Source organism: Paenibacillus sp. NEAU-GSW1 (assembly GCF_009737085.1).
In the GTDB taxonomy this organism is placed as follows: domain Bacteria; phylum Bacillota; class Bacilli; order Paenibacillales; family Paenibacillaceae; genus Pristimantibacillus.
This window is the reverse complement of sequence record NZ_WOVL01000022.1, coordinates 41769-68508: the sequence shown is the minus strand read 5'-3', so window position 1 is coordinate 68508 and position 26740 is coordinate 41769. Positions and strand designations below refer to the sequence as shown.

General features: G+C 50.4%; 21 protein-coding genes, 5 tRNA genes and 2 pseudogenes. 22 read left to right on the top strand and 6 right to left on the bottom strand.

Features of this window, described 5'->3' with window-relative positions; all coding sequences use genetic code 11:
- Positions 1-243 precede the first annotated feature (243 nt).
- Both cmpA and GOM71_RS17015 read right to left on the bottom strand, forming a co-directional pair.
- On the bottom strand, positions 244-396 hold the full coding sequence (gene cmpA / locus GOM71_RS17020) for a cortex morphogenetic protein CmpA (protein ID WP_156283187.1): 153 nt from the start codon (positions 394-396) through the stop codon (positions 244-246).
- A gap of 73 nt (positions 397-469) precedes the next feature.
- A complete protein-coding gene (locus tag GOM71_RS17015; protein ID WP_156283185.1) occupies positions 470-820 on the bottom strand; it encodes a hydrolase/acyltransferase in 351 nt (116 codons plus the stop codon).
- Between the two features lie 151 nt (positions 821-971).
- Between GOM71_RS17015 and GOM71_RS17010 the strand changes: the two genes are divergently transcribed.
- The 6 genes from GOM71_RS17010 (at position 972) to GOM71_RS16985 (ending at position 2192) form a co-directional block, all read left to right on the top strand.
- Positions 972-1445, top strand: coding sequence for a SprT family protein (locus tag GOM71_RS17010; protein ID WP_156283250.1), 474 nt, complete (start codon positions 972-974; stop codon positions 1443-1445).
- 73 nt (positions 1446-1518) lie between these two features.
- Positions 1519-1594 (top strand) — tRNA-Asn (locus GOM71_RS17005).
- A gap of 1 nt (position 1595) precedes the next feature.
- Positions 1596-1686: transfer RNA gene (locus GOM71_RS17000), tRNA-Ser, on the top strand.
- 191 nt (positions 1687-1877) lie between these two features.
- Positions 1878-1952: transfer RNA gene (locus GOM71_RS16995), tRNA-Glu, on the top strand.
- 51 nt (positions 1953-2003) lie between these two features.
- Positions 2004-2079, top strand: a tRNA-Lys gene (locus GOM71_RS16990).
- A 28-nt stretch (positions 2080-2107) separates the two neighbouring features.
- Positions 2108-2192 (top strand) — tRNA-Leu (locus tag GOM71_RS16985).
- Between the two features lie 98 nt (positions 2193-2290).
- Here GOM71_RS16985 and GOM71_RS16980 read toward each other — a convergent pair.
- Entirely contained in the window at positions 2291-2917 is a 627-nt protein-coding gene (locus tag GOM71_RS16980) for a hypothetical protein (RefSeq protein WP_156283183.1), read from the bottom strand.
- A 190-nt stretch (positions 2918-3107) separates the two neighbouring features.
- Between GOM71_RS16980 and GOM71_RS16975 the strand changes: the two genes are divergently transcribed.
- The 13 genes and pseudogenes from GOM71_RS16975 (at position 3108) to GOM71_RS16920 (ending at position 16781) form a co-directional block, all read left to right on the top strand.
- Positions 3108-4013 (top strand): fumarylacetoacetate hydrolase family protein, encoded by a 906-nt coding sequence (locus GOM71_RS16975; RefSeq protein ID WP_156283181.1) that lies wholly within the window; start codon positions 3108-3110, stop codon positions 4011-4013.
- 199 nt (positions 4014-4212) lie between these two features.
- The gene (locus tag GOM71_RS16970; RefSeq protein ID WP_156283179.1) at positions 4213-5529 is read left to right on the top strand and encodes an O-acetylhomoserine aminocarboxypropyltransferase/cysteine synthase family protein; all 1317 of its coding nucleotides are present in this window, start codon (positions 4213-4215) and stop codon (positions 5527-5529) included.
- 18 nt (positions 5530-5547) lie between these two features.
- Complete coding sequence (locus GOM71_RS16965) at positions 5548-7293, top strand: CocE/NonD family hydrolase (RefSeq protein WP_156283177.1); 1746 nt, start codon at positions 5548-5550, stop codon at positions 7291-7293.
- A gap of 21 nt (positions 7294-7314) precedes the next feature.
- Complete coding sequence (locus GOM71_RS16960; protein ID WP_156283175.1) at positions 7315-8028, top strand: HAD family hydrolase; 714 nt, start codon at positions 7315-7317, stop codon at positions 8026-8028.
- A gap of 41 nt (positions 8029-8069) precedes the next feature.
- Positions 8070-9695 (top strand): ABC transporter substrate-binding protein, encoded by a 1626-nt coding sequence (locus GOM71_RS16955; RefSeq protein WP_253944894.1) that lies wholly within the window; start codon positions 8070-8072, stop codon positions 9693-9695.
- A 29-nt stretch (positions 9696-9724) separates the two neighbouring features.
- Entirely contained in the window at positions 9725-10666 is a 942-nt protein-coding gene (locus tag GOM71_RS16950) for an ABC transporter permease (RefSeq protein WP_156283171.1), read from the top strand.
- A gap of 9 nt (positions 10667-10675) precedes the next feature.
- Positions 10676-11485, top strand: coding sequence for an ABC transporter permease (locus GOM71_RS16945; RefSeq protein WP_156283169.1), 810 nt, complete (start codon positions 10676-10678; stop codon positions 11483-11485).
- Between the two features lie 31 nt (positions 11486-11516).
- Positions 11517-12566, top strand: a complete 1050-nt coding sequence (locus GOM71_RS16940) for an ABC transporter ATP-binding protein (protein WP_156283167.1) — start codon at positions 11517-11519, stop codon at positions 12564-12566.
- Positions 12550-13512, top strand: a complete 963-nt coding sequence (locus tag GOM71_RS16935) for an ABC transporter ATP-binding protein (protein ID WP_156283165.1) — start codon at positions 12550-12552, stop codon at positions 13510-13512. Before GOM71_RS16940 ends, GOM71_RS16935 begins: the two co-directional genes overlap by 17 nt.
- Positions 13513-13615: 103 nt before the next feature.
- On the top strand, positions 13616-15286 hold the full coding sequence (locus GOM71_RS16930; protein ID WP_156283163.1) for a GAF domain-containing sensor histidine kinase: 1671 nt from the start codon (positions 13616-13618) through the stop codon (positions 15284-15286).
- Positions 15286-15709: pseudogene (locus GOM71_RS25160) on the top strand (response regulator); the annotation flags it as partial. The gene GOM71_RS16930 and the pseudogene GOM71_RS25160, both read left to right, overlap by 1 nt.
- Before the next feature lie 65 nt (positions 15710-15774).
- Positions 15775-15966 (top strand): annotated as a pseudogene (locus GOM71_RS25155) (response regulator transcription factor); the annotation flags it as partial.
- A gap of 188 nt (positions 15967-16154) precedes the next feature.
- Positions 16155-16781: an FMN-dependent NADH-azoreductase gene (locus GOM71_RS16920; protein ID WP_156283159.1), complete on the top strand. Its 627-nt coding sequence runs from the start codon at positions 16155-16157 to the stop codon at positions 16779-16781.
- Between the two features lie 54 nt (positions 16782-16835).
- Here GOM71_RS16920 and GOM71_RS16915 read toward each other — a convergent pair whose 3' ends face one another.
- Entirely contained in the window at positions 16836-17417 is a 582-nt protein-coding gene (locus GOM71_RS16915) for a LysR family transcriptional regulator substrate-binding protein (RefSeq protein ID WP_367649668.1), read from the bottom strand.
- Positions 17418-18290: 873 nt separating this feature from the next.
- Here GOM71_RS16915 and GOM71_RS16910 point away from each other — a divergent pair.
- The 3 genes from GOM71_RS16910 (at position 18291) to hflC (ending at position 20558) form a co-directional block, all read left to right on the top strand.
- On the top strand, positions 18291-18560 hold the full coding sequence (locus GOM71_RS16910) for a hypothetical protein (RefSeq protein WP_156283155.1): 270 nt from the start codon (positions 18291-18293) through the stop codon (positions 18558-18560).
- Between the two features lie 94 nt (positions 18561-18654).
- Entirely contained in the window at positions 18655-19695 is a 1041-nt protein-coding gene (hflK, locus tag GOM71_RS16905; protein WP_253944893.1) for an FtsH protease activity modulator HflK, read from the top strand.
- Positions 19692-20558, top strand: coding sequence for a protease modulator HflC (gene hflC, locus GOM71_RS16900; protein ID WP_156283153.1), 867 nt, complete (start codon positions 19692-19694; stop codon positions 20556-20558). The genes hflK and hflC overlap by 4 nt, the downstream gene beginning before the upstream one ends.
- 63 nt (positions 20559-20621) lie before the next feature.
- Here the strand turns inward: hflC and GOM71_RS16895 are convergent, their stop codons facing one another.
- Both GOM71_RS16895 and GOM71_RS16890 read right to left on the bottom strand, forming a co-directional pair.
- On the bottom strand, positions 20622-23933 hold the full coding sequence (locus GOM71_RS16895; RefSeq protein WP_156283151.1) for a family 43 glycosylhydrolase: 3312 nt from the start codon (positions 23931-23933) through the stop codon (positions 20622-20624).
- A gap of 331 nt (positions 23934-24264) precedes the next feature.
- The gene (locus tag GOM71_RS16890) at positions 24265-26508 is read right to left on the bottom strand and encodes an AraC family transcriptional regulator (RefSeq protein ID WP_156283149.1); all 2244 of its coding nucleotides are present in this window, start codon (positions 26506-26508) and stop codon (positions 24265-24267) included.
- Between the last annotated feature and the right edge of the window lie 232 nt (positions 26509-26740).

Here is a 26740-nt window from a genome sequence, read left to right as displayed (position 1 = left end):
CTTGTAAGTCTGTAAGGCCGAAACTGGTCTTACAGGCAGCAAACAAGGCGGCGAAGGAGCGTGTAAGTCCAAAATTGGCCTAACAGGAGTGGAAAGTGGAAGGTTCGAGGTAACTTGCAAGTTTGAAAGGCCGAAACTGGCCTTACAGGCAGCAGGTAATGCGGCGCTGACGGTTGCGAGTAAAAAAGACGCCCTCTTATCCGGCAGCACTGCCGGTCGTGAGAGGCGTCTTTGCAATAAGTATCAATGAAGCGTCGTCAGCTCGGAGCTGTCGCCGTCGGTTTTCGGAATTTGTCTATTCCGGTAAAAATACCAGCATTCATTTAACAGCTTGATTTGTCTGCGGTCCTTTTTCAAAAAAGCCCGCATCATTTGGTTGCACAGCCATTGCGGCATTTCGGATCGCCTCCTCCCGGCTCAACGTGATGTATTACTACCATATGGAGGAGGGCGTTTATCCGTGCAGGTCCTATATCATCTCTTCCTCATACCATTGCTCAAGCTGCGCTTGCAGCGCGCGAATTTCCGTCAGCAAGGCGATAAGCGGATAGGCGGACTCATTCACGCCGGCAAAGTCGCTTTCCAGAGCGTTGATGTAATCAAGACCGGAGATGATTTGAAGCGAGCTGTCATGAAGCTCGACATTATCGCATTCCGCCACAGCATAAGGCAATTGCGGGATGCGGTCGGCCGTCAATTTGTCTATTTCTTTATGAAGGCGCAAATTGAGCGCGCTCAGCTGATAAGCATGGGATTCAGGCATTTCGACGAAAAACAGGCTATTGTCTTGCTTCATTACAACATAACGCATCGTTGGCATTGAAAATAAACTCCCCTCGGCAGATCCATGGCGCGAAAGCAAGGCGACATCAATCACGTTCCAATAATAATTTGCTACTTGAAGTGTAGCTTATGAACGCTTTAAAATTCAAGTAGTGGGGGAGAATGCGATGAATTCAAAAAAGACAATGATGAGCGATGATTCGCTGCAGCAATGGGTAGAGCGAGTGTCGCTGGAATCGTTCGGGCTGCCGTTTTTACACCGGGCCACATTTAACCGACGACTGAAGGCGACAGGCGGACGGTATTTTACGAAATCGCATCATATTGAGATTAGTCCGCATCAGCTCGAAGTTTTCGGAATCGAGGAAACGGAAAAAATTATAAAGCATGAGCTTTGCCACTATCACCTTCATATTCGAAAAAGAGGATATAGGCATCGCGATTCGGATTTCAAAATATTGCTCGCGAAAGTGGGCGGCTCGCGCTACTGCCAATCGCTTCCCGAGCGCTCTGAGCGCAAGCCTGCGCCATTTCGGTACAAGCTTGTATGCCATAATTGCGGGACCGAATATATGCGGAGAAGAAGGCTGGATCCGGCTAAATATGCGTGCGGAAAATGCCGTGGAAAATTATTTTTAAAAACGCTTGACCTCGTCGAATAGCCGTGATATATTATTACTTGTCGCCGCTGATTTAAAGATGCGAACGACGAGAACAATAATTAGCACATCGTATTCCCTGATAGCTCAGTTGGTAGAGCACTCGACTGTTAATCGAGTTGTCACAGGTTCGAGTCCTGTTCGGGGAGCCATGGAGAGATACCCAAGTGGCTCAAGGGGACCCTCTGCTAAGGGGTTAGACTGCGTAAGTGGTGCGAGGGTTCGAATCCCTCTCTCTCCGCCATATTTTTTCTAAGTGATTGAAACGGAAAAGGCCGTTCAACAGCTGGTCTTTTTTTTACGCCTTGAATAAGCGTGAAGCATTCAAACCAATAATTGGATTAAATGAAAATGAAAAAAAAGCTTGTACAACGAGCGGAATTGTGTTAAGATAACAAATGTCGCTTGAAAGAAAGTCAATGAAATAATTACTGAGGCCCGTTGGTCAAGGGGTTAAGACACCTCCCTTTCACGGAGGTAACAGGGGTTCGAATCCCCTACGGGTCACCATTTCCTCAATGTAAGTGAAGCAGCTCTCAAGAGTTCGTTTTACATTCATGAGAGCCATTAGCTCAGTTGGTAGAGCACCTGACTTTTAATCAGGGTGTCGAAGGTTCGAGTCCTTCATGGCTCACCATTTTCTTTAAAGGTTTTCCCCTAAATGTGCGGTAGTGGTGGAATGGCAGACACGCTATCTTGAGGGGGTAGTGGGCATCGCCCGTGGAGGTTCGAGTCCTCTCTACCGCACCATAACCTAAAAATCCCGAAACCCTTGATATTCAAGGGTTTTTCTTTTTGTCAAAACTAATGCCCGATGCTTGGATTGACCATGCAAAGGGCATAGATTTTTAACCGCTTATATTTAATGCTTGTTCTTCTTGTTCTGCTTGCTCTTCTTGTTTTTTTCTCTTCGCTTCGAAAAAACTGATTACATTCGAACCAACTACCCAGCCGCCGATAATAAAACCAAGGCCTTCTACAACAAACAGAATGATATTTAGAGTGGAATTGATTTCAATGGACCCCACCGGCATTGCAACTCGCGTGCTTTTTTTGCCTGCACCGACAAACAAGGACATTTCTCTGCTATTTATATCGGATATCATATAGCTTTTGAAATTTACGGGTTCATTCGAATCCTCGTATGTGAAATTGCTGATGTGTTCTCCTCTAAACATATGATTGACCTTATTGTCGCTGTCAACGTAGGATGTGCTGTACATGGATACGTAGAGCAAAACAAATCCTAGAAGGCCGATCATAGAACAGATCAGCATTGGCCTGGAAGGCTCCTTTTTCATTTTTGTTGCTACAAAATAATAACCGGATGCGCAGAATGCGCCTGCAAAGCCGGCGCCGGCAGGCAAAATGAAAAACACTTTGAAACTTTGTGCGTAGAATCCGGTGTACTCAAAGATGAGCACAATTACTGCTAATGCGATGACTGTCGTAAACAATGAAGCTAAAATCTTCAACTGAACAAACTCCCCTTATTCGGACATTTTCTCTATCTCCAGGATCATTTTACCAGTAAACCTTTAATCTTGTACGTAAAATTTGCTAAAAAGGTTATTTATTCCTTTAAGGTTTGACGGTGGCGATCGATACGCACATTGCGCAAAACGATCATTAAAGGCACAATAGAGTCCAGAAGGGGGATGCAGGATGAAACTGATTCAATTTGTGGAGAACGAAACTACGCGCTTGGGCGTATGGACAGAGCAAGGCATTTTGGATGTCGAAGCGGCAGTCGGACAAGCCCCGGACACGGTCGGAGCAGCTGTTCCAATTACGATGAGGCAAGCGCTGGAGGGCGGAAGTCAAGCGATTGAAGCGTTACGTACATGGACGGACCGAGCTATGGCGAGTGAAAACGCCGCGGAATTTGTTAGAGCAGAAGCCGGTTTAACGTTTGCGCCATGCATTTCCGAGCCTGGTAAACTCATTTGCATCGGTCTCAATTACCGCAAGCATGCGGAAGAAACGAATATGCCGATTCCAGCCTTTCCGATTTTATTCAATAAATTTTCGAATGCGCTTGCCGCGCATGGAGAAGACATACCGCTGCCGCGCAGCACGAACAAGGTTGATTATGAGGCGGAACTTGCTATCGTGATTGGTAAAACGGCCAAATATGTAAGCAAGGAAGAAGCTTTGGAGTATGTGTTCGGCTATTGCGCGGCAAATGACCTGTCGGCCCGCGATTTGCAAACGCGCACCAGCCAGTGGCTGGCCGGCAAATCCTGCGATAAGTTTGCTCCGATCGGGCCTTATGTCGTCACGAAGGAAGAAGCAGGCGATCCTAACGCGCTTTCGATCACCTGCACGGTTAATGGGGAAGTACGTCAAAGCTCGAATACGTCGGATATGATTTTTGACTGCGCGGAGCTAGTCAGTTATGTGTCGCAATGCATGACGTTGTCGCCGGGCGATATTATTCTGACAGGAACGCCGGAAGGGGTCGTCTTCGGATATCCCCCGGAGAAGCAGCTCTATCTTCAGCCAGGCGATGTCGTGACTGTTGAGATTGAACGGCTTGGCGCTCTGACAAACCGCATCGTCAGCGAGTAAAGCGGAAATACGCCGCCGCTTCAGAATATAAAATCGTTGACAGGTAGAAATATAGCCGTTAAGATAAATGCATATTATCCACTAGGATTAATTGGTTATAATGGCGAAACAGTTAACCAGATAACTGGAGACTGAATGGATTCCGTCCGGAATCCATCGGTCTCTTTTTTATTTCTATTGCGAAAGGGAGCGTGGCGTCATGAGCGAGCAGAACCGAAAGGAATGGAGATTTGATACGATTCAGGTGCATGGCGGCCAACAAGCCGATCCGACGACGGGAGCAAGAGCTGTGCCGATCTACCAGAGCACTTCCTTTGTGTTCAAAAACACGGATCATGCACAATCGGTCATTAACTTCGAAGAACCGGGCAATACGTATTCCAGAATCGGCAATCCGACAAATGAAGTGTTGGAGCAGCGCATTGCAGCGCTGGAGGGCGGCGTCGGAGCGCTTGCCGTCGCCTCGGGATCGGCAGCTGTCACCTTCTCCGTCATCAATATTGCCGAAGCGGGAGACGAGATTGTTTCGGCATCCACTTTGTACGGAGGAACGTACAATTTGTTCGACGTAACGCTCCCGAAGCTAGGCATTAAGACGACCTTTGTCAATCCGGACGATCCGGAACAATTCCGCAAAGCGATTACGTCGAAGACGAAGGCGTTGTTTATCGAATCAATCGGCAATCCCGGACTGAATATACCGGATATCCGCGCGATCGCAGACATCGCGCATGAGCACGGAATTCCGCTGATCGTTGACAATACGTTCGGCACTCCTTATTTAATTCGTCCTCTGGAGCACGGGGCAGATATCGTCGTCCATTCTGCTACCAAATACATTGGCGGTCACGGCACGACGATCGGCGGCTTGATCGTAGACGGCGGACGTTTCGATTGGACCAGCGGCAAATTTCCGGGCTTTACCGAACCGGACAGAAGCTATAACGGCTTAAAGTATGTCGAGAAGTTCGGCGAGCTTGCCTATATTACAAAAGCTCGAGTGCAATATTTGCGCGATATCGGCGCGGCATTGAGCCCGTTCAATGCTTTTCTGCTGCTGCAGGGATTGGAGACGCTGTCGCTTCGGCTGGAGAAACATATTAGCAACGCCAAGCTGATCGTCGATTATTTAAGCGTCCATCCGGAAGTAGCATGGGTGAGCTATCCCGGGCTGAAAAGCAGTCCGTATTATGAACTGTCCCGGCGCTATTATCCGAAAGGGCCGGGCTCGATATTAACGTTCGGGCTTAAAGGCGGATATGAAGCGGCGAACGTGTTCATTAATCATTTGCAGCTGTTCTCTCATCTGGCCAATGTGGCCGACGCCAAGTCACTTGTCATTCATCCGGCGAGTACGACGCACGCTCAGCTGTCGCCGGAGGCGCAATTAAATGCAGGCATCGGCCCTGATCTGATCCGTCTGTCAATCGGCATCGAGGATTCGGAAGATTTGGTTGAAGATTTAGATCAGGCGATTCAGGCAGCAGCGGCTGCAACTGCCGGTGCGGTCAGCTAGGGGAGGCGTTTGAGGACGATGCCTGAAGTGAAAACTGCACAAGCGGCAGCGGTGGAAATACAACTTGACCGAGACGTTCCGGTCGTCATGCGCGACGGCGTTAAGCTGCTCGCCGATATTTACCGCCCGAAGGAAGGCGGGCCGTACCCGGTGCTCGTCATGCGAACGCCGTATAACAAGGCTGATGCGCAAACGATGAATTATGCGCATCCTTCGTGGTATGCAAGACATGGATATATCGTCGTCGTACAGGATACGCGGGGAAGATGGTCGTCGGAAGGGGAGTTTGCTCCGTATGCAAACGAATCCGAAGACGGCTACGACACGGTTGAATGGGCAGCGGCGCTACCCGGAGCTGAGCCGAAAGTCGGGATGTACGGTTTTTCTTATGTCGGAGCGGCGCAATGGCAGGCGGCGGTGAGCCGCCCTCCGCATTTGGCTTGCATCGTCCCCGGCATGATCGGCTCAGATTCCTATCAAGGAAAAGCGTATCGGAACGGCGCGTTCTCGCTTGCGCTCTCGCAGTCTTGGGTGTTCTTCGCAGCTCAAGACACGGCGCTTAGGCGAAAAAGAACGGATTGGGCTGCTGAGCTTGGAGCGCAATATGCAGCAATACATAGCCAATATCGCAAGCTGCCGTTGTCCGATCTGCCGGAGGCTGCCAAGGAAACAGCGCCTTATTATTTGGAATGGCTTCGCCATCCGACAAGAGATTCGTATTGGTCGCTGCACGCTTTGCGCGAGCAATACGAGCGGATCGAAGTGCCGGCGCTCCATATCGGCGGCTGGTATGACATTTTCATCGACGGAACGATTGATAACTTCAATGGCATTAGGGAACGGGGCGGAACAGCTAAAGCAAGAGAAAATCAATTTTTGCTTATCGAGCCATGGTTCCATATGCCTTGGTCCAGATATGTCGGCGAGCTTGATTTCGGCGAGGAAGCGGCTAACCGGATCGATTCGCTGCAAATCGAATGGTTTGATTACTGGTTGAAAGACAAGCGGAGCAATCGGTTTGCTCATCAACCGGCGGTGCAATATTTTGAAATGGGAAGCAACCGGTGGCGCCAGTCCGACAGCTGGCCGATTGCCGGCGCGGAGGCAGTGCCTTATTATTTGCGCAGCGAGCAGCGAGCCAATTCAATTAACGGCGACGGTCGTTTGAGCATCGAGCAGCCGCCAGAGCATGAATATCCGGATGTGTTCGTGTATCATCCGTCGATTGCTGTTCCCGCGCTTGGCGGACGTTCGGGCGCTGTTCCTGATTTGACGCCGATGGGCCCCAAAAACCAGCTGCCAATCGAAATCCGCAATGACGTGCTTGTCTACACATCGGACACGCTTGACCGGAAGCTGGCGATTGCCGGTGAAATTACGATGGAGCTGTACGCGTCGACGAGTGCCGAGGATACCGATTTCGTTGCAAAGCTCATCGACGTGTATCCGGACGGGAAGGCCTACAATATCGCCGAAGGCATTATCCGCGCCAGCTACCGGAATGGTCTGGATCGGAGAGAGGCCGTAACGCCGGGAGAAATTATTCGCTATTCGTTCTCGCTTGGACCGACGGCTCATGCATTTAAGCCCGGTCATACGATTCGAATCGATATTACGAGCTCGTTGTTTCCGACCTTCGACCGCAATCCGAATGCGCTGGTTGAGCCGGGAGAGGCGACGGAGGCCGATTTCGAAACGGCGACGCAAACGATTTATCACGACAGCAGCTACCCATCGAAGGTATGGCTGCCTGTAATAAGGTGATTACGACAGCAGGAGGAACAGATGCAAAAATCTTTTATCTGGTTCGATTTAGGCTACACGCTCGTTTATCAAAACCGGGAGTCGGCTTATCGCACGCTGCTTCTTGAGCAGGGCATCGACCATATTCCGCTTGAGGAAATCGAGAAGGCCTATCATATGACCGATAAGCTATTCATGAGGCAGTACCCGGGGGCTTTAGGCAAAGAGCTTTATTCTTTTTACCCTTGGTATATCGGGACGTTGAATTACTCGCTTAATGTAAGCTTTGACTTGCGGAAGCAGTGCGAAAGGCTGCTTCAGCTGCAAGGGGAGCAGCAGCCCATGTGGCGGTCTTTCCCGTTTGCGGCGGAGGTGCTCGGCAAGCTGAAACGGCATAATTTTGGCGTCGGATTAATCAGCAATTGGAACAAAAGCTGCCGAGACGTGCTTGCAGACAACGGGCTTGCCAGCTATTTCGATGAAATTGTCGTATCAGCGGAGGTAGGGCTGGAGAAGCCGGATAAGCGCATTTTCATCAAAGCGATGAGCGAGGCGGGAGTGAAGCCGGAACAATGCGTTTATGTCGGAGACAACTATTATGACGATGTTATCGGCAGTGCCGGCGCAGGAATCGATTGCTATCTTATAAACCGGTTCGGCAGGCTCGGAATCGAAGAGCTGCAGTACGACCGGCTGATTGTCTCCATCGAGGAGCTGCCGGAGCTGCTGCTGAAACCGGAACAAATGATTAGTTAATGACAAAGATCAGATCAGATCTGATGCAAAGGAGAATGTACATGTTGAAAAAAAGACGAAATTATATGTTTATCTCTATTATTCTGATGCTTTCGCTTTCGCTTGCCGCTTGCGGCAACGGCAATACCAATAGCAAGAGAGATAGCGAGGGCCAATCGTCCTCCGGCAATGCGAAGGAAACCGCTGCTCCGGCTCCTGCCGAAACTGCCAAAGCAGAAGATAAAGGCAATAAAACCGCCGGCAAAAAGGAGGGCGGCAGCGTAGTCGTTGCGATTCCGCAGGATTTGGACTTTTTGGACCCTCATTTGGCCGTAGCGGCGGGCACGCAGGAAGTGCTGTTTAATATTTTTGAAGGGCTGCTCAAGCCGAACGAAAAAGGTGAGCTGTACCCGGCGATCGCCGAATCGTATGAAGTGTCGCCTGACGGCCTGACCTATACATTCAAGCTTCGTTCGGGCGTCAAGTTCCATAACGGTAATCCGGTAACGTCCGAAGACGTGAAATATTCCTATGACCGCCTCGCCGCCCCGACGGAATCCGGCAAGCCGCTATCCCCGGCTTTTGGCAGCGTGCAGTCAATCGAAGCACCGGATGCAAGCACGATCATTATTAAGCTGAAAGAAAACAATACGTCGTTTCTGACTTCACTGACAGCAGCGGTTATTCCGAGTGGCTATGAGGACAGCAATAAAAACCCGATCGGAACAGGTCCTTTCAAGTTTAAAGAGTATTTGCCGGGGCAACGCATCAGCGTGGAAAAATTCGCCGATTATTACGTGGCCGGAATTCCGTCGCTCGATCAAGTCGAGTTCCGCATCATTACGGATCCGGAAGCGTCGCTCCTGGCTTTGAAGTCGGGAGAAGTAGACATTTATCCGCGAATCGGCACGGAAAGATTGGAAGAACTAGCGGATCAGTTCAATTCGGTCAGCGCGCCGCAAAACCTGGTTCAGCTCATGACGTTCAATATCGACAAAAAGCAGTACAGCGATGTGCGCGTCCGCCAAGCGATCAACTATGCCGTTAATGTCGATGAGATTATCGAGGGCGTAGCGCTCGGAAAAGGCACGAAGCTGGGTTCCAACCTCAGCCCCGTGCTGGCGAAGTACTTCCAGGAAGGGCTTGAGAATACGTACGCGACCGACATTGAGAAGGCGAAAAGTCTGTTGGCTGAGGCCGGCTACAAGGACGGCTTCGAGACGACGCTGTCGGTACCGTCCAACTATCAATTCCATGTGGACACGGCGCAAGTTATCGCTCAGCAGCTTGCGAAAATCGGCATCAAAGTGAAAATCGAACCGGTTGAATGGGCGGTTTGGCTGGAGCGCATTTATAAAGGAAGAGATTATGAACTGACCATTATCGGGCTTGACGGAAAGCTTGATCCGTATCAAATTTTGAACAAATATTTGTCCGATTCGCCAAACAACTTCTTTAACTATAAGAGCGGCGACTTCGACAGCGCGCTTAAAGCGGCGGTGTTGGAAATCGACGATGCGAAGCGTGTGGAATTGTACAAAAAGGCACAAACGATTTTGACGCAGGACGCGGCGGCCGTCTACATCATGGACCCGAATCTAAACGTTGCGCTTAACAAAAAGCTTGCGGGCTATAAGCAATATCCGCTCTATGTGCAGGATCTGTCGACTGTATATTTCACTGAATGATACGGTGAAAAAGTGAAGGGGCAACGAGGATGAATTACTATGCGCGGCGGCTTTTGACACTATTGCTGACGATGCTGTTCGTCGTTACGCTTACATTCGCGGCGTTCCGCATCATTCCAGGAAATCCGGCGCTTACCATTCTAGGCACGGAAGCGTCGGATGAGCAAATTGCGCTACTGGAACAAAAGCTCGGCACCGACAGACCGTTGACCGAACAATTCGCGGATTGGTTAAAGGGAGCTGCCGTACTCGATTTCGGGCAATCGCTGCGGTACTCGGAGCCGGTGCTGAAGCTGATTAAAGAGCGTTTTCCCGTCACGCTTACTCTTTCGCTCCTTGCTTTGTCCATAACGGTCCTAACGGCTGTACCGCTTGGCATTGGGGCAGCGCGGGCGAAAGGGAAGGCTGCGGATTTCATAATCTCGGTCGGCACGCAATTCGGCCTTGCGATCCCTTCTTTTTGGATGGGGATTACGCTAATCCTTGTGTTCGGGCTAACGCTCCGCTGGTTTACGGTCAGCACCTATGTGCCTTGGTCGGAAAATCCGCTGCTTTCATTGAAATCGCTGATTTTGCCGGCAATTGCGCTTGCTGTGCCTCAAGTTGCGATCGTCGTCCGCTATTTGCGGACGACGATGCTGGAGCAGCTTCAATTGGATTACGTGCGAACAGCAAGAAGCAAAGGCTTGAAGGAGCGGACAATCTTGCTCCGCCATGTGCTGCGCAATGCGCTGCTGCCTGTCATTACAATCGTTGGCATTAATTTCGGCGAGCTGCTCGCGGGAAGCCTTGTCGTCGAGCAAGTGTTTACGCTGCCCGGGTTCGGCAGCCTGCTCATTACGGCAATCGGCAACCGCGACTATCCGCTGGTGCAAGGGATGGTCATCTTGATTGCGTTTATCGTCGTCACGGCAAACTTTATTGTCGATTTGTCCTACCGTGCATTAGATCCAAAAATTAGAATGAGATAGGGCCGCCATATGAAAAAAAGAATGAGCTTCAACCTGATTCTAGGTTCGGGATTTGTCGCGGTGCTTTTCGCGGTGATGCTGGTCAGTTTATTTTATACACCCCATGACGCAAACGAAATGAATATCGCCGATCGGCTTCATGCGCCAAGCGCGGCGCATTGGTTGGGGACAGACAACTTCGGGCGGGACGTCCTGAGCCGTGTAATGGTCGGATCGCAAACGGCGTTCGAGGTCGGCGCGCTGTCGGCTGCAATCGGTTTGGCATGCGGTTTTTTGATCGGCACGGCGGCAGCGTATTTAGGAAAGTGGGCGGATGAGCTGCTTATGCGCGGCATAGACGGACTGCTTGCTTTTCCCGGCATTTTGCTGGCGCTGCTGCTCGTTTCTATTTTTAAGCCAAGCATGTCGCAGACGATTATAGCCATCGGCATTTTGTCGATCCCTTCGTTCGCCAGGGTCATTCGCGGAGGCGTGCTGCAGCAGAAGGAAGCCGAATATGTGAAAGCGGCGAAAGGTATCGGAGCGGGTCATGCGCATATTATTTTTAAACAAATATTGCCGAACATAAGCTCGACGATATTGACGACTTTTGCGCTTAGCTTCTCGGCGGCTATATTAGTCGAAGCTGCATTAAGCTATCTTGGCCTCGGCGTTCAGCCTCCCGATCCGAGCTGGGGAAGGATGCTGAATGAAGCGCAAAGCTTTATTGGCAAAGCGCCTTGGTTTACGCTGGCGCCGGGATTATTTATTACGTTGACCGTGCTTGGCTTTAACCTGCTCAGCGACGGCCTGCGCGACTATAAAGATGCTAGGCAATAAAAGAAGGAAATGACCCTACGGAGGCGAGAAGATGAAAGCATATCATCGTTCGTCCGAGTCGAAAACGAAGCCGAAGCAGCTGTTGGAGATCCGCGGCTTGCATCTGGAACTGCAGCGTTCGCGCAAGGAAAGCATTCCGGTGCTGGAAGGCATCGATCTGTCGATTGCCCAGGGCGAAACGGTCGGTATCGTAGGCGAATCAGGCTGCGGAAAAAGCGTGTTGTCGCTTTCCGTACTCGGCTTGCTTCCAGACGCGATGCGTGTAAAAAGCGGAGAGATTGTTTACAAAGAGGAGTATCCGCTTCATAAGCTCGGCGAAAAGAAAGTCAGACGTTTTCGGGGCAGCGAAATTGCGATGGTATTTCAAGATCCGATGAGCTCCTTGAACAACGGCCTTACGATAGGCGCTCAAGTGACAGAAATGCTGAGGCTTCATTTAGGACTTTCGCGTGCGGAAGCAAATGAGCGGGCCATTGGTTTGTTCCGCAAAGTGGGTTTGTCCCGTCCCGAAGCGCTGCTGAAGGAATATCCCCATCAGCTGTCGGGAGGAATGCGGCAGCGAATCATGATTGCGATTGCGATCAGCTGCAATCCCGGCTTGCTTATTGCAGACGAACCTACGACTGCGCTTGATGTCACGATACAAGCGCAAATTTTGGATTTGCTGCGACAAATTAGTGAGGAGAACGACACATCGATCTTGCTTATTTCCCATGATCTTGGCGTTATCGCGGAAATGAGCGATCGAATCGCCGTCATGTACGCCGGTCAGATCGTAGAGATTGGAGAGAAAGACGAGATTTTCAATGATCCTCGGCATCCTTACACGATTGGGTTGCTGCAGTCTATACCGACGCCTGCGAAAAAAACGGAGAAGCTGTTTTCGATTCCGGGAACAGTGCCGGGGTTGGCGGAGCGGCATAGCAATGGCTGCCGCTTCGCTCAGCGCTGCAGCTTTGCCACGCAGCGATGCCAGTCCGAGTCGCCTGTCTTGCTTGACGCATCGCCTGGCCATACGGCGCGCTGCTTCTTGCTCGAGGAAGGAAAGAAAGGAGCGCTAGCGAATGCCGTCGTCAGTTGAACCGATAATGGAATTAATCGATATTAGGAAGCAGTACGGCGGCGGTTGGTTTAACCATCAGCGAGCAGTAAGGGCAGTCGACGGCGTATCGCTCGCGATCAAGCCGGGAGAGACGCTCGGTCTCGTCGGCGAAAGCGGAAGCGGAAAGTCGACAGTGGGGCAAATAGCGGCGCAATTGCTGGCGCCAAGCGGCGGAAAGCTGCATTTTAACGGTACAGAGCTTGGAGGCCGCGGGAGCAGGAGCTCGCGTCAGCAGATTCAATATGTGTTTCAAGATCCGTATACCTCGCTGAACCCGAGCCACACAATCGGTCAAATATTAGAGCAGCCGCTCGCGATTAACAGGATAGGCGAAGGAGCGAAGGAACGGAAGCGCCTAGTGCTGCAAATGCTGCATAAAGTCGGGTTGGACGAATCGCATGCAAGCAGCTACGCGCATCAATTAAGCGGAGGGCAAAGGCAGCGGATCGGCATTGCCAGAGCGCTTATGCTGAATCCCGATTTTATCGTGCTGGACGAACCGGTTTCTGCGCTGGATGTATCGGTGCAATCGCAAATTTTGAACCTGTTGAAGGATTTGCAAGCCGAACGCGCTTTAACCTATTTGTTTATTTCGCATGATTTAAACGTCGTCCATTATATGAGCGATCGGGTTGCGGTCATGTATTTAGGCGGCATCGTCGAGCTGGCTGACGTGAACAGCTTATATGAGCAGCCTCTGCATCCGTATTCGCAAGCGCTTGTATCGGCCATTCCCGCAGGAGACGGGCAAGTGAAGCGCGAGCGGATCGTACTTCAAGGCGAGCTCCCGAATGCTGCCGAGCGGCCAAGCGGATGCCCGTTCCAGACGCGATGCGTGCATGCGCATGAACGCTGTGAAAGGGAGCAGCCAAAGGCGCGCGCCATCGGGAAGGGACATCTGGTGAGCTGCCACTTATACGATTAACAAATAAGGCTTCGATGCCGCCGGCAATGCGGGCGACAATCGAAGCCTTATTTTCTAATGAAGGAATCGCGGTGTATAATGTTGCCTAAAGGAGTCGATGAGGATGCCCCGGGAAACCCGCGTTAACGAGCTTATTGCGCTAAAAGAAATTGCGGAAGTGCTCAATACGTCTAACGATATGGATGTCATCCTGAACGAAGCCCTTATGAAGCTGCTGCAAGTGACCGGGTTTACGTCAGGGTGGATTTTCTTGCTTGACGACAATGTGCCTGGCAATACATGCGCAGCCTCGCTTAATTTGCCCGAAGCGCTCACAGTCGGCAATTACGCGCTCATGTGCGGCGAGGATTGCTGGTGCGTGGAGCGTTACCGGCAGAGAAAGCTTCAACATGCCGTCAATATTATTGAGTGCAAAAGAATAAATTACGCCGTGTCTCATCAGCTTGGCGATACAGGCGACATTTCGCATCATGCGACCGTGCCGCTGAACGCGGGCAAGGACCGCTTCGGCCTGCTGAACGTTGCGCAAGCGGGAAAAACGCATTTTGACGAAGAGGAGCTGGCGTTGCTGCAGGCGATTTCGTTTCAAATCGGAACGGCGATCAAGCGGATACGGCTCTATCAGGCACAGGAACAAAGCGCGCTTCTATATGCGAAGCTCGGAGACGTTATTCAGAAGCTGAATGCGATTCAAGACAGCCGTCAGCTGTCTCTTCTTGCGGTTAAAGAAATAAGCGATGCTTTTAATTGGCCTTATGTGGCGCTCTTTATTTATGACCAGGAACGTATGCTTTCACTGCGCGCGACGAATGCGAATCAGAATGCGAACAAGGAATTGCGCTCGTTAACCGTTGAAGAAGCTGGACCGGTCAGCACTGCTTTTCGCGAAAACAAGCTGGTGATTGAATCGCGCCGCGACGCGTTTACTTGCGATTCGCTTGCTTCCGTCGGCATTCCTCATTACGCCTCTTCAGCGGCGATTCCGCTTCGGATCCGAAACCGTCCAATCGGCGTATTGTTTGTGAGCAGTCCGAACAGCAAGCAATTTGACGAATTCCATGAGGATTTCATGTATTCGCTTGGCGATCATTACACACTCAGCATGGAAAACCTGCGCGTATATGAGCAGCGTCAGGAGCTGGCGCGAATGGAAGAAAGAAATCGAGTGGCGCGTGATTTGCATGATTCCGTCATTCAAAAAGTGTTCTCTCTTTCGTTTCTTGCGAAAGGCGCTGAAACGGTGCTGTCGGCTTCCGAACCTGTCGTGAGGCAGTCGCTGCAAGAAATTCAACAGCTAGCGCAAGAGGCGCTCAAGGAAATGCGCGGCTTAATATGGCAGCTGCACCCGCCAGGCCTCGAGAACGGGCTGATGCCAGCGCTTCAGCAATATGGCCAAGGGATGAATCTGGACGTTTTTGTTCAGGTCGAAGGGGTGAAGGAGCTGCACCGCGCAGTGGAGGAGGCGCTTTGGCGCATCGGCCAAGAAGCGATAAACAATATAAGAAAGCATGCTGGAACAAACGCCGCGCATATCAGACTTGTTAAAACGGAAACGTTTGCATGCATTGAAATTATGGATAAAGGCAAAGGACTTGCCCCGGAAACAAGAAAATCGGGTCTGACGATGGGGATGATGTCGATGCGCGAGCGGGCGGAATCGCTTGGCGGACAATTGACGATTACGGGCGGCAAGGGGAAGCCAACGATCGTGAAAGCGGAAATTCCGATCAAGCCGGCGGAACTGGAAGTATGCAATGGGGAAGAGGATTTGTGATGAAAATAAAAATTTTGCTCGTGGACGATCATCAAATCGTGCTGAAGGGCATTTCTTTTTTTCTGAATATGCAGCCTGACTTCGAATTGGTCGGCGAGGCGAGCAACGGGCTGGAAGCGGTGGAAAAGGCAGGGGAGCTTCAGCCGGATATTGTGCTGATGGACTTGAATATGCCGGTCATGGACGGCATTGAAGCGAGCGCTAAAATCGCCGAAAGGCACCCGAACATAAAAGTGCTCGTATTGACGAGCTTTTCCGATCGGGGACATATTTTGCCTGCCTTGCAGACCGGCGCTATCGGCTATATGTTGAAGGATGTGGAGCCGGATCAATTGGCGGAGGCGATTCGCAGCGCGTTTAAGGGCAACATACAGCTTCATCCGGATATCTCGGCCGCTTTGATTGCCCAGCGGGGGCCGCAGCAGCAGCTGCTTTCGGAACAGACGAACAAAGCGGCAGCCGGCGGGCAACTTGGCGCGTTGGAGACGTTGACGCCTCGCGAGCAGGAGGTGCTTCAGCTGATTGCGAAAGGATTAAGCAATAAGGAAATTGCCAATCTGCTTGTCGTCGCAGAAAAAACGGTCAAAACGCATGTAAGCAGCATTCTGAGCAAGCTGCATTTATCTGATCGCACGCAAGCGGCACTCTATGCGGTACAAGCCATGAATTCGCAATCATAATAAACTATGGACCTACATCCATAGTCGTAAGACTGGTCCTCCGTCCTCGGAGGGCTTTTTTCGTTCTTTTTTACGTCTAATTGCCGATGTGCAGAGCTTTGATTCAATATAAACTGAAGGTAGTTACAAAAAGTTAGTAAGTGCAGATTGACCTATAAAAAAACAGATCCAACCTGGAGGGATAAGAAATGAGTACTGTACTGTTTATTAAAGCCAATGACCGCGATATTGAGCAAGCGGTAAGCGTTAAGCTATACCATGCGTTTCTGGATAGCTACAAACAAAGCCATCCGGAAGACGAAGTGATCGAGCTGGACTTGTTCAAGCAAGAGCTTCCTTACATGAACGCCGACATGATCAACGGCAACTTTAAAGCAGCTCGCGGCTTTGACCTGACTGATGCGGAGAAAGCGGCAGTAGAGGTTTCTGGCAAATACATCGATCAATTCCTTGCTGCGGACAAAGTCGTATTCGGCTTCCCGCTTTGGAACTTGACGATTCCAGCCGTTCTGCACACGTATATTGATTATATTTACCAAGCAGGCAAAACGTTCAAATATACGTCTGAAGGTCCTGTAGGCCTCATTCCGGACAAAAAAGTCGCTTTGCTGAACGCGCGCGGCGGCGTCTATTCCGAAGGCCCGGCGGCTGCTGCAGAAATGTCCCATAACTACGTGAAAAACATTATGAGCTTTTTCGGCGTAACGCAATTTACAGATGTTATTGTTGAAGGCCATAACCAATTCTCTGATAAAGCGGCAGAAATTATCGGCAATGGCGTTGAGCGCGCGCAAAAAGCGGCTGTCAGCTTCTAATTTGTGTGAACGAACAAAAACGCAGTCCTCAGGGGAGGGCTGCGTTTTTGTTTGTTAAGGTTGAGGCAGTTCGGATACGAGCTTGATAAAATGGCGCGCCACTTGAGACAGATAATGGTCTTTGAGCCAGATCAAACCGGAGGAAGACGCTTGCGGCGAAACCTCGATCCGATACGCATAAATCGGTGCGCGATGCATTTTAAGGACAGTCTCGGGAATGATGGACGAGGCGAAGCCGGTGGAGACAAATTCCATTAGCAGCGCGATGTCGGAGCATTCGCCAATAAGCCGCGGCGTTATTCTCGCTTTGGCAAAGCCTTCGACGATCTGGTGGTAAACGCCAAGCCCTTTCGTGCTGGGCAGCAGGAGCGGGTAAAGCTCGATCATTGCATATGTGATTGTGCCGTCCTCGTCCTGTTCAACATTCGGGTCGGTCGTTACAAAATAAAAAGGCTCGCCGTGTAAATGAATGACCGAAAATTCATTGAGCTCCAGCGGCAGGCGAACGATAGCCAGCTCAATTTCTCTGGACCGGATGAGCCTGCATAGCTGGGACGATTCGTTTTGCTGGATTTTATAAGTGATGTTCGGATAAAGCTGCTTATATTGTAGCAACAGGCCCGGCAGCCGGTAAATTGCGATAAGCTGCTTCTAGCTAAGCAACCAACACCAACGTCATTTCTCGCCGTGGCGACTATTGCGGCAAATTAGTTGCGAAGCAAATCTACCGCGGGCAAAATAGCGAAGCAGGTTCGCATTATTGCGAATGCAAATTCGCTAAATATCCGGTTGTGGACTGAAAAAAGAAGCATAGCGAACCTGCTTGCGCTATTCGTGAACCTCGGTTCGCAAATAGCGTATTTAGGTTCGCTATCTGCGGTTCAATTCCAGTTTTGCCCCGAATTAAAGAATTTTAGTTCGTTAATTAGCGAAGCAGCTTCGCACCAAGCACCAACCCATCCACGCCCCATGCATCCACGCTCCACGCCAGAACGCACCAAGCACCAATGCACCAACGCATCCACGCCCCATGCATCCACGCTCCATGCCCGAACGCACCGCGCACCAAGCACCAATGCACCAACGCATCCACGCCCCATGCATCCACGCTCCACGCCCGAACGCACCGCGCACCAAGCACCAACGCATCCACGCCCCATGCATCCACGCTCCATGCCCGAACGCACCGCGCACCAAGCCCCCAACGCCCCAAGCATCCACGCCCCATGCCCGAACGCACCGCGCACCAAGCACAAGCCCCAACGCCCCAAGCCCCAACGCCTTAACTTACCAAGGTGCTGAATGCGATGATCTCCAACAGATGATGCTGCAACAAACTAACCCGATAAAAGACATCCGCAAGCAACACGTTTTAGCTGCCCATACTGCCCTTCATCATCGACTCATACGACAAATTTTGACATGACTATTGACCTGGTTGTACGATGTTACTCTAAAGCATAATGGAACGAATACATACAGCCTAGACGGACTAACGGAGATGACAGCATGGACAAGCAATTTTTCGAAGAAATGCGCAAAGTAAGCCATAGTGACGAGCTGCGCTCGCGTCTGCTATTGCATGGAATGAAGCGGATTTTAGAAGAGAAGCAGGAGCAGAAAGGGAAGCGGCGGCTTTTATCGTTCTGGAATCGGAATAAGGCGCAGCGCGAGGCAGAGAAACATGTATCGCCTTGGAAACAGGAAGAACCGGATTTTCGCATAAAACAGAATAAGCCGGAAGCGGAAGAGGGACAAGGACGTTCGTTATCGTTTTAAGGCGCGCGGCAAACTGTTCAAAATATAAAGTGTGACTTTAGGCGTGCTCATGCGTATACTCCTATAACTATCCAAAAGAGGGGAGATATGCGATTTGACCAGCACAGAGTCAGAATTTGAAGTTATCGCAGGGAAGAAGATCGGCGGTAAAGGGCCGATCAAAACAAGCACCGTTGTAAAATGGATCGTCGGCGCAGCAGCAGGTATTATCGTCATTATGATGGTTTTCTCTTCTTTCTACACCGTGCAAGAGCAAGAACGCGCCGCTATTCTCACATTCGGCAACTACACGGAGGAGAAAACGGCCGGCTTGCATTTCAAATGGCCTTATCCAATTCAAGATGTCATTATCGTTCCGGCAGAGCTCATTCAGAGCACCACGATCGGTTACCGCCAAAATGGCAACCAGATCATCCCGATCGAAGAAGAAGCGATGATGATAACAGGTGACGAAAATCTCGTGTCCGCAGATGCGGTCGTGCAGTGGAAAATAAGCAGCATCGAAAAGTACTTATACAATATCGATAATCCGGAGCAGTTTTTGCGGAATTCGACGGCGACATCAATCCGTTCCGTAATCGGCTCGGAAAAGCTCGATTATGCAATTACGGACGGTAAAACGGTTATTCAAGAAAAGGTGCGGGAACGGCTGGTTGAGCTGCAGACGAAATACGATACCGGCATTCAAATTTTGGGCATCAAGTTTCAGGACATCGAGCCGCCTGGCGGACAGGTGGAGGAATCGTTCCGCGAGGTAACGAACGCCCGAGAGGAAAAAAATACGAAGATCAACAACGCAGCAAAGTATGAGAACGATATTATTCCGAAGGCGAGAGGCGAGGCGCAAGCGCTGCTGGAAAATGCCGAGGCGGAGAAAAAATCGCGTATTCTGAACGCGCAAGGCGACGTTGCGAAATTCAACGCTATTTATAGCGAGTACAAGAACAATCCTTCGGTTACGGAGAGCCGCCTCATTCTCGAAACGCTGGAAAAAATATTGCCGAACGCGCAAATATTTATTTCCGATTCGAGCAGCGATACGGTGAGCTACCTGCCGTTGACTGAGCTGCTGCGTAACGGAGGAAGCAAGCCGTCAACGCAAGGTCAATCGGCGGAAGGAGGGGCTGCCCAATGAAGAAACGGCAATGGTTTATTTTAGCCGGCATAGCGGTTCTTGTCATCCTGTTGTCCGGCTCGATGTTCATTGTAAAAGAAGGCGAATACAAGGTCGTGCTGAAATTCGGTGAGGCGGTTCGAATTGAGCAATCGCCGGGATTGAAATTCAAAATACCGTTCATAGAAAATGTCTTCACGCTGCCGAAGCATCAAATGACTTACGAGAGCAATCCGACAACGATGCTGACTAAGGATAAAAAGCCGATTATCGTCGACAACTATACGGTTTGGCGCATAACCGATCCAACGAGCTTTAACCGGACGGTGAAATCGGTAGGCGTCGGCATTCAGCGGATTGACGAGGCTGTGTACAACTCCGTGCGCCGCAAGCTGGCGGAAGTCAATTTTGATGCGATTATTAGCGAAAATACGGAACGCGGCAACATCAACGATGAGATAACGAAGGACGTAGCGGAAGCGCTCAAGCGCGACAATTACGGCATTGAAATTATCGACGTGCGCATCAAGCGGACCGATCTGCCGGAGAGCAATAAGCAAAGCGTATACAATCGGATGATCTCGGACCGGCAATCGATTGCCGCGCGATATTTGTCCGAAGGCGATGAAGAGTCCCGCAAAGTGACATCAAAAGCCGATCGGGCTGCAACGGAAATAATCGCCCAGGCGGAAGCCGACGCGAAAAAAATCGTCGCGGAAGGCGAAAAGGAAGCGGCGCGGATCTACAATGAGTCCTACGGCAAAGATCCGGAGTTTTACAGCTTGTACCGGACGCTCGAAAGCTACGTGACGACGCTGCAAAACGAGCCGGTTATTATGCTGCCGATCGATTCGCCGTACGCGAAAATATTGCTGGGGAAATAATTGTGCAGAAAAGACACGCGGCAGTTCAGAGATCCGAAACTCTGACTGCCGCGCGTTTTTCATTTACCGGCTATTTTCGTTGCTTTTGCCTTCTTCGATTCCAGTATGATTGCCGTTGTTTCGCGACGGAATCGTTACTTCAATCGTTACGGTTGCAGCCGTTCCGTCCGACAAGCGCGTTATTTCGAGAACGAGATGAACAACCGTTGCCAGCTTAGGCGGATCAATCGTTCCGTCTGTCAATACGACCTTGTTGTCGGAGCTTTTGATCGCAATTGCGAATCCGTCAGGAACGGCCGGCAGCTTCAAAATTTTCGCTTTGCGCGCTGGCGGGTCAATGCTTGTGATGGACTCCGCAACGTCAGCAGCAGTAGCCGTTCTTGCAGGCACGACCACTTGAATTTCGCGAGTATGTGCAGTGGAACCGTCGGATGCGCGGGTAACGGTTAATACCAACGTTACTGTAGTGTCGGTTTTAGGCGGCGTAACGGTTCCATCTAATGTAATGACATCGCTATCGCTGTTCGTAATGGCGATTTCAAAACCATCCTGCAACTTCGGCAGCGTCAACGCAGTTGAATCCTTATCCGGAGCATCAATTGAAATAACGCTGTTTGCTACCTGACCGGCTGTTTTTTCTGCGTTAGATACGATAATCCAGCTAATTTGCGGCTCAGGCGCGCCCGCGACACGGCGAACTGTAATCGTCAGCTTGCCGTCGGTAACCTGAACGTTTGTATAACCAAGCGTGTCTTTCTTATTGGTAAATACATAATTGCTCGTTTTCGTTTCGCCATTGATGATGATGTTTGCTTTCCGGCTGCCGTTCGTGTACTGGTACCACGGATCGTAAAGTCCGGTATAGACGTTGTACAAGCCGTTGTCCAGATCGAACTGGTAAGTCAAATCGTCACCGCTGTTGCCCTTCAGGTAACGAAGCGCGCCGTACATATCATCGCCTGCCGAACCGGAGGAATTCGTTCCCGTGCCGACAAAGCCCCATGTTTGTCCGTTCGCCGGATCGTAGGCTTGGTCGATCGTAACGGCATTCAACAGCACATCTTCCATATACGAGGTCATCGTTACATAATCGTTTGTCGCTGCTCCGCCTGCATGCACGAAGTACGAGTACGTATCCGGTACAACGTAAACTGTCGTATGAATGACTTTGCCCGCCAAATCGGTAAGCGTTCCTGTTACGGTAATCGCTCCTGGTTTGGCGAAAGAAGCCGCAGTTGCGTTCCATTCGACCGGGGAATCGATCGTTTCGCCGCTCGACTTCGTCACGCTCACTGTCGAGGGGAGGCCAGGCTGTTGTCCGACAATCGTCACTTCAGGCAATTCGGTGTTCACTGTAATTTTGCCCATGCGATCGAGCGCAGACAAATCCCATTCCTCATAGTCGTTCAAAATAATTTCATCATCGTTTCCGAATTCGATCGGAAGCCAGACGTAGCGGGAGTCCGCGAGATCGGACGATTTCCATCTGTCGCCCATATAAATGAATTTGCCTGCTTCCGGGTCAACCGGAATGACAGCCGTTCCTTGGGAGCTGAACGTGTTGGTGCTGCCAGGCGCGAAGAAACGCAAGCTTTTCCACTCGCCGAATAGGTTGTCGGCTACCGTATATTTGGCCGCGTTCGGGTCCCAGCCCGTTGCGCCCGAAGAGATCATGTAGTATTTGCCTTGGTATTTGAATACTTGGGGCGCTTCGCGCTGCGCGCCCGGGAACACGCGGACGTAATCCTCGCCGTACACCGCTTTGTACTCGGTATCGCGCTCGGCGTTTCCGTCCCGGTGCCAGCCGACAACATCCGTATACGTGTCGTTCAGCTTCGAAATGTACATCGTCAAGTTTTCTTCGCTGGAATAGATAAGATAAGCGGTGCCGTCATCATCCTTAAAGAGCGTCATATCCCGCGCCATGCCCGGCTGGTCTGGCTGTCCGTTATATTCGGCGTCCTCCGGTGCGCGGTCCATGCGGAAGCTTTCGCCGTAAACGAACGGTCCGGTTGGCGAATCGCTCAGCGCATAGCCGGCTTCCGCTTTTGCGTAGTTAGCCGTCGAGGTTGCCGTCGGTCCGTCCGTATGCATCCACATGACATATTTTCCGGTTGCATCGTTATAGATGACTTTCGGACGCTCGATAATCCGGTTCGTGCCGATATCGTTTAAAATATCCGCTTTATCGTCCCGTCCGGCGTACAGCTGAGCAAACTGCGGGTCGGTATCGAAAGCTTCCATCGAAGGAATAGCTCGGAGCGCCAAGCCTTCGTCCGTCCAGTTGTAAAGGTCGGCGGAGGAGTATACGTGAACGCCGCGGGCAGGCAAATAGCCGTCTGTTTTATCCTCGCCGTACCAGTAGTACTTCGACGCATGTTCATCATAAAGAATGCCGCCGCCATGCGCCTGTATCGGTGCGCCGTTCGTATCGGTCCAAACATCGCCGGGATTAAAAGATGTATAGGCCTCATATAAGACGAGCTCGGCAATTGCCTCATTTAAGCTTGCGATGCTGCCGCGGATTTGCAGTTGGATGCTTAAAGACGAGATGTCCGTTCCGCTTGCGGACAGCGCCTGCTCGACTTGCTGTGCAGCAGTGATTGCCGCGTGTAATGCAGCTATGCTGTACGGCGTATAAGCCGTATCTGCCGAATAGCCAAGCGCTTCGGTAATTTTCTCCTCCAAGTCTGCCAACGGGATCGTTACATGCTGACGAACAATCACATAATTGACTAAAGGATCGTTATATTGCGTCAATGCTGCTGTTGCCGGGCCTTGAATCGCAACGTTCAGCTCGCCGTCCGATACATGGACTTGATTGTAGGTCACTTCCTTCTCCGCATTGTAGGAGCCGATATCGTAATCGCCGGACAAATTGATCCCCTCGGCAAACATATTGACATTTCTGCCGCTCCACGGGTTTTTGTAACCGAAGGTTAGATCGTAATCGCCCTCAGGCAGCTGAAAGCTGTACGTTATCGCTTTATTCCGGACCTGGGTTCCGCTGTAATAGCGGAGTGAACCCGTCTTGCTGCTTGAATCGCTTACATTGGTTCGGGTAACGGTTGCATTCTTGAGCCCCCAGTTATGACCCGTTACAGGGTCAGCGCCGTACACTTGCTCCGTTAATGACGACAGCAGTCCAAATTTATCGATGCCCTCAACTGTTGCTGGCGTAGAGTCGCCGGCATTGACGAAGTAAAGAATGTAGTCGTTGTTTTTCAATTGCTCATTCGTGAACGGCAAATTAGGGTTAACGGAATTAGCTTCCGTTTCCGCAGCGTAGGCATAAGGGGCGGCCAAAGGGACCGACAGCGCCAGTAAGCAGCTAAGCGCTGCGAATGCGTATTTTTTCGAAAGCGGTATGAACAATATAATCCTCCTTAGTTATCGATTATTCGGATCAAGTTACGAAACGATCTGGCTTCGTTTCAATCAACTTCGACAGTGCATGCAGTTCCGGCATTCCTCCTTTCAGCCATTATGTATGCGCTTTCAATTGTGCAACTCAGATCATAAAGCAGATGCCCGGCTTCTTCAACTGAACAATGCCAACAGGTATGAACTTGCGATATCCATGCAAGAGGGCGCGATTAATAGGTAAAAAATGCATAACAGTATGATTTGTTCACTATGCTCTGTTCACCTAAATAAAGAAGGGGCAGTCCCAAACGGCCGGTTAGACCGAGGACTGCCCCTGCTATTAACCTTGCTTCACTTTGCGATAGTCGGCTGGCGTTACGCCGAAGCTTTTTTTGAACATCCGGTGGAAATAGGAGCTGCTTGTGTAGCCGGTCTTCTCGGCAATGTCGGCGATCGAGCTGTCCGTCTGCTCCAAATGCTCCTTGGCTTTGTCCAAGCGGACCGTATTAATGACATCGACGATGGCATGCAGCGTCTGCTGCTTGTAAACTCGGCTAATATAGATTGAAGACATATCCAGCTCGCTTGCGATCCAGTTCAGGCACATATTCGGATTCGCGTACTCTTTATGGATCAGATCGTTGATTTTGCGAATCAAGTCGCCTTGCTTCATCGTCCGTTTTTCCGCAAGTCTCGATTGAATATCATTAAACATCGTAAAGAACATTTCATTCAGCTCGTCGATGGTCTCGAACTTATCCAAGGTCGGCATTTTAAACTTTGTAGCGGCGTCCGATTCCAGGCTGTTGTTCTTCTGAATGGTCGATAAAATGTTGTTGATCGTCATCGTCAAATGGGAGACGGCCAGCTGTGCGACTTGAAACGGATAATCGGCGGTTTCCTGCACGATGTCGATGAATACTTTCTTTGCATCCTCCGTTTTGGACGCCATAAGCGCATCCGCCATCCGCTTCTCTTTATCTGCCGGGAAGACATACTCCTTCGATTTCAACGACAGAATATCTTCGGCTCTAATTAATCCGCCGTGTCCAATGAACAAGCGGTGCAGCGCAGCTTCTTTTACTTGTTTATACAGAGCGGTCAGCTGCGAAGGAGCATTCGCTTCCACGCTGTAAGTCATCGAAACGCCGATTTTCAAATAATCCATCGTCGATTGCTGAATGTTTTTCAACACCGAGCGAAGAAGCTCGTCGTTGTGTTGCTCTTCCGGATCGATCGGGTTCAACAAAATAACGACGCAGTCATCGTCCATATCGACGCTTTCAACCTGATAATGGGTCAGGCCGATTTCCCAGCTAATGTTCATGATCGCGAACTTGTATGCGAGCAGATCGTCGCCCCGCGACTCCTTTAGACTTTCAAAGCGGTCGATCTTAATGAGCACGACACGATAATTGGAATGAAAGTCGAATTTGATGCCGTTCAGGGCCAGCTTATCCAGCTGGGCTTGCGTATTCAATGACTGTACGCCTTGAATAAATTTGCGCAGCAGGTTTTGTCTAATTGTATAGGAGCTGTTTCGTTTCTCGCTTTCGAGCATATTCATTTGATTTACGATTTGATGAATCGGCAAATACAGCATGCGGGAGAGCAGCCACGAGGTCAGCAAGCCTATGACTAGAATCGCCATTGCAATTAGAATCGTCATGTTTCGAATCGAGCTGACGGTAGCTGTAATATTTTTATAAGGCGTGACCCGAACGTACTGCCAGTCTAAAGAATCGGGCTTCGTATAGGAAATAAGCGATTTTTTTCCTTCGAATTCAGCTACGATGTAGCCCGTTTCCTGATCGCGAATCTGCTTCTCCAGCAATTCGCGATCGGCTGCGCTCAGCTCCTTGGGACTGAGCGTATCCCCGGACAGCAGCCGTTCCTGATCGTCCATAATATACGATTTGCCTTGATCGTCTTTCGTGATGGCGCCGATTTCTTTGTTTATCCAAGCGGATGAGATGTTGACGATAACGGCCGAGTTGATCGTTTGGCTTCGTCCGATCGCATCGTAGCCTAAATATGTGTATACGTTATACGTTTTCTCGCCGGCCAGCGTCGGTGTCGTATACGATCTTGGAATCGGCGTAAACGGACGGTATTGCTGAAAGTTGTCCAGCACCACCAATATTTTTTTATCAGGCAGCTCATCCCGGTTGAAAATGCCGCTTTCGCCTTCCCTAGCCGTCGTATAGAAGCGATTGCTTTTTGAATTGTAGACGTAGATCGATTCAATAAAGGGCATAGAGCTCAAATAGTTGGTTAATTCGTTCATCGCAGCGGTCTCGTCATAAATATTCGGCTCCGAATAGAACATGAGCTTGGAGATCGTATATGTACGATAGATTTGGAAGGAAAGCGCTTGCGCACTTTCGGTCATGCCGATAACTTCCTTGCTCGTTTGCGATAAGTTGCTGACGTCCGATTGATAGGCCTGCTTCAGATCGATACGGACATAAGTAAAGAAATAAATAAGGGAGGAAACCGTTAAAGTCAATACGATACATAAAGTGATGCTAAGAAGCAGCCTGCTGAATAACTTGCCATTGCTTCTAAAGTCGAAAGCAGACATGTGATGATTCCCCCTTCTACCTATGATCTGCTTACCTCGGCCATAAAGACCGGATTGTTCACTTCGGTATCGCAATTTCGTCAGGTTTTATTATAGACTTCACTTCTCCGGCCGTACAATGCACCAAATGATGACAGGTGAACGGTGCTGACATTACGGAATGAACAAATTAAACCTATGTGAACTTATTGGCGAAACGGGCTGAAAAGAGTGACAAAAGCGGTCTGTATCC